Below are 13,064 nucleotides of genomic sequence, written 5' to 3'. Positions count from 1 at the left end.
TTTTTTGTCATTTTTTGCTGTATTTTTCGTTATGCGTTTGGCGTGACGAACGTCGACACCAAGGCATGTTCGGCGGCCTCAAAGGCCTGCGTCAGTGACGCCGGATCCAAATGCTCAATCGAGCCTTCTTTGGCCGATTTTTCATAGGCCAAACACACCTGATACAATTGGGTCAGCCCCATGGTACCTGCCGCGCCTTTTAACGTGTGGGCCAAATTTGAGACCTCAGCTAACTGGCCCGCATCAATCGCAGGCAAAAGTTTCGCCAACGTGTCGCCCGACGACGCAATAAACAAGGTGATCATCTTATTCACCATCGCCTCGCCCAATACGCTCAAATCACTGCCCAATACTTTCTCGTCCAGTACCGGCCATTCTGCCTGTGGTGCTGCGTCATTTACCATGGTTTTCTCACTGTCTTCTGTTGCTTGTTCTTCTTGCTGTTCCGCTTCACGCTGCTCAATGCGCGCATCTTGCATGATGGCATTGGCGGTTTCATGGGCTTCTGAGGTATGCACTTCGGCCGCGTGCGCCACTTGTATCGGATGCACGCGATCTTCCCCGGCCAACAGACGGCTGATGATATCCACCAGCTGATGCTCCACCAACGGTTTTGGTAGGAAGCCGGCAAATCCTGCATTCAAATACTGTTCAACTTCTTCACTAAACACGTGCGCCGAGAAAGCCACCATCGGTGTTTCCATGCCCGTCGCGGCTTCGTACGCTTTCAGTTTTCCTAGCAACGTCACGCCATCCGTATCCGGCAAGTTAATGTCCAGCAGGGCTAAGTCAAACACATCTTGCTGGAAGATCTGCTCAGCCTGCTGACCATCTTCAGCAATCACGACCGTGTGCCCCAATCGGCGTAAGAAACCTTCTGCCACCAGGCTATTTACCGGGTTATCTTCTACCAACAGAATGTGCGCCGCCATCTGATGCTCTGCCACTTCAGGTGATGTGCTCGTCGTATCGGCTTCACCCGGTTCCAATGTCAGGCTGAACCAGAAACAACTGCCTTCTTCCGGCATCGACGTCAGGCCAATTTCCCCGCCCATGGCTTCCACAATACGCTTACTGATCGCCAAGCCCAGACCGGTGCCACCTGTGGTTTGTCGGCCTTCCAAAGACTGCTGGAACGCATCAAACATGCTTTGCTGTTCTTCCGCAGGAATACCAATACCGGTGTCTTCCACCTCAAACAGCAATTTGCCCGGCGTGTGCGGTGACGTCGTAATGTAAATCGACACTTGGCCTTCATCAGTAAACTTGATGGCATTACCGACCAAATTCACCAACACCTGACGAATGCGGGTCGCATCGCCGTGCCAATATTCAGCTACGTTGTCATCAATGTCGGTGATCAAATCCAGCTGTTTTGCCTGTGCGCGACTGGCCAGCATGCTGGTCACATCCTGCACCAAGATCGGCAACGAGAAATTACCCGGACGAATATCCAAGTGCCCCGCTTCGATTTTCGAGTAATCCAACACGTCATTCAGAATATCCAGCAGAGTTTCACCACTGCGGTTAATCACTTCCAGATAGCGCGACTGTTTGGCATTCAAACCGGTATCCGCCAACAGTGACGCCGTCCCCAACACCCCGTTCATGGGTGTGCGGATCTCGTGGCTCATGGTTGCCAGAAACGCCGATTTGGCACGGTTCGCCTGCTCCGCTTCTCGGCGTGCTTCAGCGTGTTTGGTCACTTCTTCATTCAGCTGTTCGTTGGTCTCTTCCAACTGGCAAGTTCGCTCCGCGACTAAACGTTCGAGGCTGGCTTTGTGCTGCTGCAATTCATTGCGAATTTTCAGCTCCACCTGCGCCAGACGATGACGCTCATACGCCGTGTCACGCGCCACCATAATGGCACGTCCCATCTGCGCCAGTTCGTCATCTCCCCGAGCGGTCACACGAATTTCCAAATCACCACGGGCGATCGACATCAAGGCTTTACTGTATTCATTGATACGGCTGATCACGCGAGCATAAACAAAACGCCACATGATCAACACCAGCGCCATCATGCCCAGCGCAGAAATGGCGATCAGACTGTTACGCGCTACGGTCAGGGTTTCATCCACCTCGGTGATCGCCTGTTTGGCGCCATGGTTAGCCGCGCGGATAATGTCATCGACGGTTTGGTTCAATTGCTGGAACAGCACCAAGTTTTGCTGCTCCATGCGCTCCACATCCTGACGGGCATGCAATAGGGCTTCTAAATCATGGAAGAACTGACCGCCGTTATTGAGCACATCAGCCAGTTGCACCAGTTGTTTTGAACGGCTTGGATCTTCCACCGATTTCACGCGCTGCTGGATCACCCCCACCGCGTAGTTATAACGTTTTTTCAGTGCTTGCAGCTGCTCAACGGCCATGATCTGATCGCTGTCGTCCAGCATGTTGATCACCTGCAGCGACAAAAAGCGCAGCTCAAACAGGCGCTCGCTCAAATCCATGTCGACTTCCACCAAGCTATCCAGTGCATTAAACACCGCTTGGTTATCGCCGTTCTCCACCAAATCGTAGATACGTGACACGTTGGCCACCGCAATGGTATTGGCGTTAGACACCTGTGATTGGGAAAGAGAGTCGATTTGCAACGTGGCAGAGCTCATGGCCTCATTCATTTTGGCCACTTTCTCTGTCAGTTCCAACTTGCGCCCCACCAGCACCCCGAGCATGGCAAGGTTATTGATGATGTTTTCCACATCGGTTTCAAGCTGACCCATGAGCTTTGGATCGAAGTTATATTGATCCAGCGACATCAGGCTCTGATTCAACGCCTGAATATGAATGGTGAGGGATTTGCCCTGACGGTCACGTTCCATTTCATCTTTGGATTTCGCTAACACTTGGGCATTAAAGATGATCCGCGTACTCAAGTCCGACAATTGTCGCGCTTCAGCCAATGCGGGCACCGCAGAATTAATCACATTTCGTTCGGTTTTAGCCACCAAAGAGAAGCCGGCGACACCAATGACCACCGCAATGATCATCAATCCTGCCATCATCGAGAAGGCGATCAGAAGTTTTTGGCCAATACCGCTGGGGGTTAATGTCATATCATACAACCACGACAAACATGCAGGTCAATCAAACACACTCAACACGATGAAGTGAACCCCATCGCCTGAGGCTCTCCCCAACTCTCTCAAGCTGCATCTTGAGATAACCGGTGACTCGAAAAATGATATTATACTCAAGTTACCTCAATATGCAGGTTTCTTAGGGATGAAAAACCGCTTAATTCCCGAGAAAATATACGAAAATAGCTATTTTGCTCGCGGTATAATTGATATAACACGCTGATATCGCAAATACCCATACAGGGTATACGTTTACTGTTTCTTTTTATATCCATCGGCCCCGCTCTGCGCCCGGTGTTTTTCCCGTTTGGTTCTATCATGATGAAAAAATGGCTTCTGCCTGCTTGCCTGTTGTGGTGTATGAGTACACTCGTGCAAGCTGCTGAAATTGTGGCTTATACCCCGCCGTTCTCTGCGGATAAACAAGCCCATGAAATTTACTATCAGCCACTGACGTCGGCCACTAAGCCGTGGAAGCTTTGTGCCGTGTATCCGCACCTGAAAGACTCTTATTGGCTCTCTATCAACTACGGCATGGTAGAACACGCCAAAGCACTGGGTGTGCAATTGAAAGTGTTGGAAGCAGGCGGTTACCCGAATCTGGACAAGCAAAAACGCCAGTTGATGGACTGCCGTGACTGGGGTGCCGATGCCATCATTCTCGGCACCGTCGACAGTCAGGCTTACAAAGGCAAACTCAGCCAGTACACAGGCAACATTCCGGTGTTCGCCACCATTAACTCATTGGATGTCAGCGACGAAGACAGCGCCAAGAATGTGGTCGCGCGTGTCGGTATCGATTGGTACGAAATGGGCTGTAAAGCCGGCCAGTTCCTGGCAAAACACCACCCTCGTGGCAGCGGTATCGTCAATGTCGCCCTGCTGCCTGGCCCACTGCAACGCGGGGGCACTAAGCCAGTAGTACAAGGCTTCTTGGATGCGGTGGCCAACAGTGACATCAATATCGTGACGACCCTGTGGGCGGACAACAGTAAAGAATTACAGCGTAACTTGATCCAACAGTTATTCGCGACCGGTCATGACATTGACTACATCGTAGGCGGCGCGGTAGCGACCGAAGTGGCAATCAGTGAGCTGCGCGCCAATCACATGGCCGATGAAATCAAGCTGGTCTCCACCTACCTCAGTCATGGCGTATACCGTGGTCTGTTGCGTGACAAAATTCTGTTTGCGCCAACCGATAAAATGGCACAGCAAGCCATGCTGTCGGTCGATCAAGCGGTACGCTATTTAGAGAAAAAGCCGCTGCAACGGGATTTAGCCCCGATTGTGGAAGGCTTAACACCAACACACCTGCCTAAGGCGGTGATTGCTGAATCCCTGTCTCCGGCAGAGTTTCGTCCGGTGTTCAGTGTGGGCGCCCCTTAACGGCATGGTTTCTGTTTGAATACCCTGCACTGACTCAGCGCCACTCAGTACTCACCTTCGCGTCTCTCTGGCAGCCTGACGACACACAACGTCAGGCTGACTGCATAACTAAACGATAATTCTGTTAGCTACCTTTGATTTCACAACAATTCTTTGTACTTCCCGCCCGTGCTTTGCTATGTATATCGGCCATGATTTTCCCTGTCATTTCGCTTTCATCTTTCTCCCACTATGATGGAGAAATTAACCATCCGAAATGATCTTTTGTCTGTCAGTGGAGCTTTACATGCACGTTACCACCCGAATCATGGAAAAAAACAAGCACATCGCACTTGTGGCGCATGACAACTGCAAAACACAACTACTACGCTGGGTTAACGAGCACAAAGACAAACTCGCCTCTCACACCCTGTATGCCACCGGCACCACCGGCCACATGATCGGCCGTGAATCAGGCTTAGACGTGAACTGCCTACTGAGCGGCCCAATGGGCGGCGACCAGCAACTGGGCGCGCTGATTTCTGAAGGCAAAATCGACATGATGATTTTCTTCTGGGATCCACTCAATGCCGTACCGCACGACCCGGATGTAAAAGCCCTGCTGCGTATTTCTGCGGTATGGAACATTCCGGTTGCCACTAACCGTGCCAGCGCAAACTTCATGATTTCCTCACCTATGCTGGATGAAGAAGTCGAAATCGAAATCCCCGATTACAACGGCTACCTGACAGAGCGTCTGGGCTAAGCCTTATACGGTTTTCTGCTTTAAACATCCTGACTTTCCAGCCCTGCCACCGTGCAGGGCTGTTTCTTTTTGGTGATTTCTCTCTGTCTGTATCACAAACACACAAGGTTCTGTGTGCTCACCGCTTCCTAAGTGGCTAATTTGGTTTATGGTTAATAGACTGGAAACCACTGTGAGACATGGCCTATGAAAGCATGGAAACTGACTCAACCAGAAGGGATCGACAGCCTGTCACTCGCCCGAGCCGCCAAGCCGACCCCAGCCGCTGATGAAATTTGCATTCAAGTTCATGCCGTCGGGCTCAACCCCATCGATCACAAGCTGGCACACTGGGGCTTTGCCACCTGGCAATACCCGCACATTATGGGGCTGGATGTAGCGGGCACCGTCTCTTTCGTGGGCAAAGATGTGCACCATTTCCAACCCGGTGACCGTGTCATGGCCTTTTTGGATCCCCGCCATGCGGGCGGATTTGCGGATTATGCGATAGCCAAATGCTATGCGGTCAGTCGCCTGCCTGACACCGTCTCTTTTATCGATGCTGCCGCGCTGCCTTGTGCGGGCTATTCGGCTTGGATTGCGCTGCATGACAAACTGCGGATTGAAGCGGGACAAATCATCGCTATTACCGGTGCGGGCGGCGGCGTGGGCGGCTACGCGGCACAACTCGCCAAACTGGCCGGTGCCACGGTGTATGCCATTGCCGACCAACGGCATCATGCCCGTTTGCTCTCTTATGGCGTAGATGCGGTGATTGATCCGGAGAAGGACAACGTGGCTATGCGGCTGATTGAACTCACCGAAGACCGACTGGTGCATGCGGTGATTGATTGTGTCTCGGCTAAATCCGGCAGCACCCTCAGTGCATTAGTGCGCTATAACGGCCACATTGTGATGATTGCCGATCAGTTCAACCAAGTGCCGTTACTGGCCACCACCAAAGCGCTGAGCCTGCATGAAGTGGCGCTGCACGGCACCTATGCTCACGGCCATCGTGAACATGTGCAGCATTTGGCAGACATGGGCAATGCCATGGCAAATCTGGTCAGCGAAGGCAAGCTCTTTGCCATGGTCGAGACCGTCTACCCTTTTGACAAACTCACCGACGGCCTGAAGCACCTGCAAGCGCTACAACACAGCGGCAAATTAGTGGTGAATGTGCGGGAAGAGTGATCTCACCACACGCTTAACACGGCTGAAAAAGACAAGACCAAAAACAAGAAGGGGGACGTATAAACGTCCCCCTTCTGCTATCTCTGCGCTGTATTGAAACCTTACTTACCCTTCGGCTTCATGCGCTTGATCTTATTCATGACCGGATAGTCGCTATCAATCAATTCATTGACGAACGGTGACGGCTTTTCCGGATCCGCACACACCCACACTTGGGCTTTGGCACGGGTCAGGGCGACGTAGAACAAACGGCGCTCTTCAGCATCGGTGAAAGTTTCTCCACGCGCTTGCAGGCACGCGGCTAAACCAGTTTCACGATCCGGTGCCGGGAACAGGCCACGGTTCACATCCAACACAAACACAAAATCGGCTTCGCGTCCTTTACTGGCGTGACAGGTCATGAAAGTCAGACCCAGTTGCGGCCATTTTTCCTGCCATTGCTTGAGTTTTTCCGGCTTCTGATTGTTATTACGTCCCAGTAGCAAGGTTGTCACCGGCGCTTTTTGCTGAGCGGCCAATTGTGCCAACTCCTGATCGATCAGATCCTGACACAACAAAGTCACCGCTTTGCGCTTTTGTTTCTTAAAGCTGGTCAGCTCTTTCTTCAGCTGATTCGGGTTTTGCTGAATAAAGGCATTAGCCACTTCGCCAATCATGCTGTTGAAACGGTAAGTGGTCGCCAACTCCGTAATATGGCATGCGCCAAAACGCTGCTCAAAACCCGTGGTCAGATTCACATCGGCACCGGCAAAACGGTAAATCGCCTGCCAGTCATCGCCGACTGCGAATAACGTCGGCTTCTCGGCCACGTCTTGCGATTGGCAAAGGGCTTCAATCAAGGCCAAACGGTGCGGTGAAATGTCCTGATATTCATCCACCATGATGAAACGCCACGGCGGCACGAACTTCCCTTCACTCACGTATTCCGTCGCCTGCTGGATCATAGAGTTAAAATCGATCTGCTTATTGGCTTTAAGATGCTGCTCATACGCACGGAAACACGGCCATAACAGGCTCAACTCACTCTTCATGCGTGCGCGTGCCGATTCCTGACCATGACGTTCAATGCTTTCTACCAGCTCGGATTTACCCGCCCCGCGTTGACCCAGCAGTTCCAGATGACGCCAAATCCAAGCGGCTAATTGTTCACTGCGAGCCTGCTTCTCCATCGAGTTTTCAGCTTTAAAACCCGGAATACGCCATTGCGTCAGGTGCTTTTGCCAACGCTTAGCGGCACTGGCGTTTTCCCACTGAGCGATCAACATCTCAGCGATCCAATCTGCGCGCGCTTTGTCATCCGTCGTTAACGGCGACACACTTGGCATGCTGCCTTCCACCGCTTTAATGATCTGAGTGCCCAAGCTATGGAATGTCGCCACTTTAATGTTGCTGTTCACCTTGGTCGCTAAGCGCTCACTCATCTCCTGCGCCGCTTTTTTACCGAAAGCCAGCATCAGCATTTGCTCTGGTAAGGCTTGTTGGCTCGCAAGCAGGTAACCTGCACGCGCCACCAACACACTGGTTTTACCGGTACCGGCTCCCGCCAGCACCAAGTTGTGATCTTGGTTGATCAGTACAGCTTCACGCTGAGACGGATTAAGGGGAGAGGATTCACATTTATCAAACCATGACGCCCATTTTTCCGCTTCATTTTGCAGCCATTTTTCGTTCGCGGTATCGACCCACTCTTCATTGCCTTCCAGCCATGGTGCGACTTTTTCAAATGCCATCGGGCGGAACGACGCGGCCAAATCACGGGTTAACCCGGTTGAGGCGAGCGATTCATCCAAATACCGGTACATATGCTGATGGGCAGAGTCACGCAGGTAACCCTGTTGCTGGGTGTACTGATCTATGCGGGTGATCATCTCTGGCAATAGGCCATCAAGCTTTTCAACACGACCTTGTGCCCAGTCGCGGTACGCTTCCAGCAAGCCATTAGCAAACGCTTTACACTGGTGCCACGGCAAGCCATGCACTATCCAGCAGTACTCTTGATCGGCCGACGTCAATTCAAAGCTGCCCCACAACACCCCACGGTGTACGGTGATCGCCCCATCCCATTCATCAAAAGGGATCTCTTCTGTTTCTGTCTGACTATCAAGAATCAGGCAATTCTCACCTAAGGCAATACTGCAATAGTCGCCCTGGGCAAGCCACTGGGAAAACCAGCCTGCTGTTAAACGCATCCTGTCACCAACACTTCACTTGTTACGCAATCGGGTTTCATTCCGCCCTTATACAACCCCTACACCATCGTCATCACGACAAGAGTAACAACTGTATAAGTAAACAGGCGGTGAAAAATGGCCTTAGAGTACCAAGAACTCCTTTTTGACCATAGCGCTCCCCGAATCTTTTGCGTAAAATTTCTGCTAAATATCACCTTAACCTTAAATTAATTCAGGTTTTATACTCTTTCTGTCACCAAGTTTGTTATCTTAGGGCGCAAGCCCTTGCCTTCAGCCTGCTATCTAATTATTTGAATGACAATGCAAACTAGCCGCCTTCAATGGACTTTGCGCCGCTATTGGGCCAATGACCGAATTAACTACAGCATTCGCGTATTTATTGCGCTGGTCGGGGTTGCTCTGCCCTGCTGGTATTTGAATGCCAAACCGGAAATCACTCCGCTGGTACTGGGGATCATCGCAGCCGCACTGGCTGAGACCGACGATAACCTCTCTGGCCGCATTAAAGCCCTGATCACCACCTTGGTTTGTTTCGTGGTGGCGGCGTTTTCTATCGAATTGCTATTCCCGTATCCGCCGCTGTTTGCCATCGGGCTGTTCTGCTCGACCTTTGGTTTTATCATGCTCGGCGCCATGGGGCCGCGTTACGCCAGTATCGCTTTCGCATCCCTGTTATTGGCGGTGTATACCATGCTGGGCGCAGCACAAAGCCCGAACCTGTGGTATCAACCGATGCTGCTGCTCGCCGGTGCCACCTGGTACGGCATTCTGTCGCTAACCTGGCACATTTTGTGGCCAAACCAACCGGTACAACAAAGCCTCGCGGCGGTGTTTTCGGAATTTGCCCATTACTTGGACAGTAAAAGCAAACTGTTTGAACCGGTCGCCAATTTGGTTCCGCAGCCACTACGCTTAGAAGCGGCCAGTAAAAATGCCCGCGTGGTCACGGCGCTAAATAACGCTAAATCGACCCTGCTGCATCGCGCTCGCCGTGGTCAGCCACATGCAACGGGCGATCGCTTTCTGAAGATCTATTTCCTCGCCCAGGACATTCACGAACGCGCCAGCTCGTCCCACTATCGCTATCAGGATTTAGCCTGCGAGTTTCAGCGCAGCGATGTACTGTTCCGCTTTCAACGTTTGTTGTCGCGTCAGGCACAAGCATGCCGCGATATTGCCCGCGCGTTGGCAATGGGGAAACCGTATTTCCACGGAGCCGACAGTGTGCGCGCACTGGATGAACTGCAAGAATCCTTGCTATACCTGAAAAGCCAGAACAACCCGAAATGGCGCATTTACCTCAGCCAGTTGGATTACCTGTTTAATAACTTAGCGACGGTGGAACGCCAACTGTCGAACGTCAGTAACCCGGATGCAGCCCATACCGATGCGGATACCGAACTGGATGACACCGAAGCGCGCAGCATGAAAGATCGTTGGCAACGTATTGCCAGCCAATTCAATCCGGGATCACTGCTGTTCCGCCACGCCCTGCGCATGGCCATTGCCCTAACGGTCGGTTACGGCTGTATTCTGGCGTTGGATTTAGAGCGCGGCTTCTGGATTCTGCTGACCATCCTGTTTGTTTGCCAGCCAAACTACAGTGCCACCCGTCAGCGCTTAAAACAGCGTGTGATCGGTACCCTGGCCGGTTTGTTGATCGGCATGCCGTTGCTGTACCTGTTCCCGGGACAAGAAGGCCAGTTGGTGCTGATGGTACTCACGGGTGTGTTGTTCTTCTCGTTCCGTACCGCGAACTACGGTTTGGCAACCATGTTCATCACCTTGCTGGTGCTGTTCTGTTTTAATCAGTTAGGGGAAGGCTTTGCGGTGATTTTGCCGCGCTTGGGCGACACTTTACTGGGCTGTTTGTTGGCGGTGTTAGCAGTGAGTTTCATTTTGCCCGACTGGCAGGCGCGTCGTCTGCACAAAGTAATGTCAGCGGCCGTGAGCACCAACCGCGACTATCTGGGGCAAATTATCGGCCAATACCGTATCGGTAAACGTGACAGCCTGAGCTACCGGATTGCCCGCCGTAACGCACACAATACCGATGCTCAGCTCAGTACGGCGATCAGTAACATGCTGCTGGAGCCGGGGCGTTATCGCATGGCGACCGATGAGAGCTTCCGCTTCCTGACGTTGAACCACGCGATGCTCAGTTACATCTCCGCTTTGGGAGCGCACCGAACCCAGCTGGACGATGAAAACACCCATTACCTAGTGGCACAGGCTCACCGCCAAATCCACGCACATCTGGATTGTTTAGCCGAGCAACTGGACGGTAACCAATGTACGCAAGCACCGGAATCGGACAGCGAGTTAGAGCAACGTTTGGGGCAGTGGCGCGATGAAGATTGCACTTCAGCCCGCATGGTGTTGCAGCAGTTGCACCTGATCCAACGCATGTTACCGGAATTACACTCACTGGCGAATAAACTGGCAGCACGCACCGGGAAGCAAGCTCAAGCTCAAGCAGCGTCAGAATCAAACGTTGAGTCCGCACATACCGACGTAAACCCAGATGCGACCCCAAGCACAAAAGCGAAGACCAAGTCATAACGGATCTGTCCGCCCTTGCTTCATTGAGAGCGGACACGGCCAAGAAAAAAGCCGGACGCATCATTGCGGGCCGGCTTTTCTTTCTAGTTTCATGTCTGCTCGTGGGCAATGCTTTGGCTATGCTTTGCCGTAATGTGATGTGTCAGCTAGACACTCGCCAGCGACAATACCATGGTCTGGTTGATCACCACCCGGCCAGACGGCAAGGTTTCCTCTGTCACGCGCTCACTGGCTTGAAAACCAAACTGCTGATACAAACGGATAGCACTGTGATTGTGCTGGTATACGGTCAACTCTACCTGTTCAATACCGTACCGCTGACAATCCGTCAGCACTGTCGTGAGCAATTGCTTAGCCAAACCTTGACGACGATAATCCGGATGAACCTGCACCCCGAGTATGCCGCACTTCTCCGCTTGATCTTCCCGTTTAGGGAAAACTTCCGCTGCTGCCACTAACGCACCGTCTTTGATCACAATGAAACTCGGTACGGATTTTTCATTGTGTAACGCCAGCACCCTTTTGACTTTCTCTATCGATGGAGGCGGGCCTATCATCTCCTCCCCCTCTCCACAAACTCGCTGCCACAGGGCATGAAATCCTTCCGCGTAGGCGGGATGCATGCGATGTATTGTCACACTTTCTCCTATTATTCTGGTATTTATAGATTTTATATAGATGGCGACATCATTGAGCGTGATGTCCTAATAAGAAGAGGGAACGCCGCGTTCGTGATTAAGCAAGGGTTATAACGCCGATGTTATAGCGTACTAACGCGCTTTTTTATGAATGAAATGGGTATTGATGTGCGCCAGCATGGCAGGGAAACTGGCAAAATCATCAACCGTCACACCACGAGTGACTAAGCGGAAGCTGTCTCCGTCTTGGCAGGTAAATAAGATGCCATTTTGCTCACCGACAATGGCATCAAACACCACATCTTGCTGCACATTGGTGAGTAGTGCCGTTTCCTTCAGCCACAAGGTACTGGACGGGTTGGTGACTTTAATTCGCTCTGGCGTGATCTGGATATGGTAAGCAATGGCATCTTTACGGTAGTAACTCCACAGGCGCTCTATCCCGACAATCGCCAATAAACCGATTAAAATTTGCCACCATGCGGTGATCTGAAAATAGACCAACCCCGTTGCATAGAAAGCCACTATAACCCACAGAAGCGTGCTGCGATAAGGGGCAACTTGCCAGCGAAATGTGTACAACTGCTCATCCATGACTGACTCAAACTCCCTCTGACAACTGCCTGCTGCAAGCGCAAATCCACTCACACTGTTCCCTCGCCCCCACCTTAACGGCAGCGTTGATGAAAATACAGCCAGATCCCGGAAGAATGAAAAGTAATACATGGACTTTGAGGTGAGATCACAAAAGCCTGCTTCATACCACACCAAGTGGGTGTGTCGACAATGACGCGCTCATACGCACATTGTCAGGAAGCAGGCTTTCTTGGTATGCAGAATGCCCCCATTTAACGGGCGCACTCACGCATCACTTACTTGGTAGCGGCAACAAATGCGATTTCAACCAAGTATTCAGGATCCGCCAATTCTGCTTTCACACAAGCACGGCTTGGTGCACAACCTTCTGGCAACCACGCTTCCCATGCTTCGTTCAGTGCGCCAAAGTTAGCAAAGTCAGTCACGTAAATAGTGGCAGACAGGATGCGAGATTTGTCGCTACCTGCACGCTCTAGTGTCGCTTCTGCCTGGCTTAGCACTTGCTGAACCTGACCAGCCATATCAGCAGTGGTATCGGTATCCGCTACTTCTACAAAGTGTGCAATGCCGTTGAAGATTGTCACGTCTGACCAACGTGCACATGGGTTAATGCGTTGAATATCCATTATCAATCCTAATGATTTACGAATGTTTTTTGACTTTTCACGGACGTTTTTACGTC

The 13,064-nt window shown here is 51.8% G+C and carries 9 protein-coding genes; 4 read left to right on the top strand and 5 right to left on the bottom strand.

Translation table 11 applies throughout. The annotated features are described in order from the left end of the window. Positions 1-29: 29 nt before the first annotated feature. Positions 30-3,062: a TMAO reductase system sensor histidine kinase/response regulator TorS gene (gene torS / locus ABT58_RS00450; RefSeq protein WP_047872385.1), complete on the bottom strand. Its 3,033-nt coding sequence runs from the start codon at positions 3,060-3,062 to the stop codon at positions 30-32. 384 nt (positions 3,063-3,446) lie between these two features. Here torS and torT point away from each other — a divergent pair, with 384 nt between their 5' ends. The 3 genes from torT (at position 3,447) to ABT58_RS00435 (ending at position 6,393) form a co-directional block, all read left to right on the top strand. Then, positions 3,447-4,475: a TMAO reductase system periplasmic protein TorT gene (torT, locus tag ABT58_RS00445; protein ID WP_229821777.1), complete on the top strand. Its 1,029-nt coding sequence runs from the start codon at positions 3,447-3,449 to the stop codon at positions 4,473-4,475. Positions 4,476-4,761: 286 nt separating this feature from the next. After that, positions 4,762-5,220, top strand: a complete 459-nt coding sequence (locus ABT58_RS00440; protein ID WP_047872492.1) for a methylglyoxal synthase — start codon at positions 4,762-4,764, stop codon at positions 5,218-5,220. A 186-nt stretch (positions 5,221-5,406) separates the two neighbouring features. Continuing rightward, positions 5,407-6,393, top strand: a complete 987-nt coding sequence (locus ABT58_RS00435) for a zinc-binding dehydrogenase (protein WP_047872384.1) — start codon at positions 5,407-5,409, stop codon at positions 6,391-6,393. 101 nt (positions 6,394-6,494) lie between these two features. Here the strand turns inward: ABT58_RS00435 and helD are convergent, their stop codons facing one another. After that, complete coding sequence (helD, locus tag ABT58_RS00430) at positions 6,495-8,582, bottom strand: DNA helicase IV (RefSeq protein ID WP_047872383.1); 2,088 nt, start codon at positions 8,580-8,582, stop codon at positions 6,495-6,497. Positions 8,583-8,885: 303 nt separating this feature from the next. On the opposite strand from helD, the gene yccS reads away from it, so the two are divergent. Then, positions 8,886-11,147, top strand: a complete 2,262-nt coding sequence (yccS, locus tag ABT58_RS00425; RefSeq protein ID WP_082210892.1) for a YccS family putative transporter — start codon at positions 8,886-8,888, stop codon at positions 11,145-11,147. 146 nt (positions 11,148-11,293) lie between these two features. On the opposite strand, the gene ABT58_RS00420 is transcribed toward yccS, so the two are convergent. The 3 genes from ABT58_RS00420 to ABT58_RS00410 form a co-directional block, all read right to left on the bottom strand. Further along, positions 11,294-11,770 (bottom strand): GNAT family N-acetyltransferase, encoded by a 477-nt coding sequence (locus tag ABT58_RS00420; protein ID WP_082210891.1) that lies wholly within the window; start codon positions 11,768-11,770, stop codon positions 11,294-11,296. Positions 11,771-11,917: 147 nt separating this feature from the next. After that, a complete protein-coding gene (locus ABT58_RS00415; RefSeq protein WP_146147228.1) occupies positions 11,918-12,433 on the bottom strand; it encodes a hypothetical protein in 516 nt (171 codons plus the stop codon). Positions 12,434-12,657: 224 nt separating this feature from the next. Next, the gene (locus ABT58_RS00410) at positions 12,658-13,008 is read right to left on the bottom strand and encodes a RidA family protein (protein ID WP_047872381.1); all 351 of its coding nucleotides are present in this window, start codon (positions 13,006-13,008) and stop codon (positions 12,658-12,660) included. Positions 13,009-13,064: the final 56 nt, after the last annotated feature.

This window comes from Photobacterium aphoticum, from assembly GCF_001029435.1.
Classification (GTDB): domain Bacteria; phylum Pseudomonadota; class Gammaproteobacteria; order Enterobacterales; family Vibrionaceae; genus Photobacterium; species Photobacterium aphoticum.
Note: the sequence above shows the minus strand (reverse complement) of the source record. Positions and strands in the feature narration are given on the sequence as shown.

Coding starts and splice junctions, on each gene's coding strand:
- torS (WP_047872385.1), bottom strand. CDS start 3,062: ATGACATTAACCCCCAGCGGTATTGGCCAAAAACTTCTGATCGCCTTC.
- torT (WP_229821777.1), top strand. CDS start 3,447: ATGAGTACACTCGTGCAAGCTGCTGAAATTGTGGCTTATACCCCGCCG.
- ABT58_RS00440 (WP_047872492.1), top strand. CDS start 4,762: ATGCACGTTACCACCCGAATCATGGAAAAAAACAAGCACATCGCACTT.
- ABT58_RS00435 (WP_047872384.1), top strand. CDS start 5,407: ATGAAAGCATGGAAACTGACTCAACCAGAAGGGATCGACAGCCTGTCA.
- helD (WP_047872383.1), bottom strand. CDS start 8,582: ATGCGTTTAACAGCAGGCTGGTTTTCCCAGTGGCTTGCCCAGGGCGAC.
- yccS (WP_082210892.1), top strand. CDS start 8,886: ATGCAAACTAGCCGCCTTCAATGGACTTTGCGCCGCTATTGGGCCAAT.
- ABT58_RS00420 (WP_082210891.1), bottom strand. CDS start 11,770: ATGCATCCCGCCTACGCGGAAGGATTTCATGCCCTGTGGCAGCGAGTT.
- ABT58_RS00410 (WP_047872381.1), bottom strand. CDS start 13,008: ATGGATATTCAACGCATTAACCCATGTGCACGTTGGTCAGACGTGACA.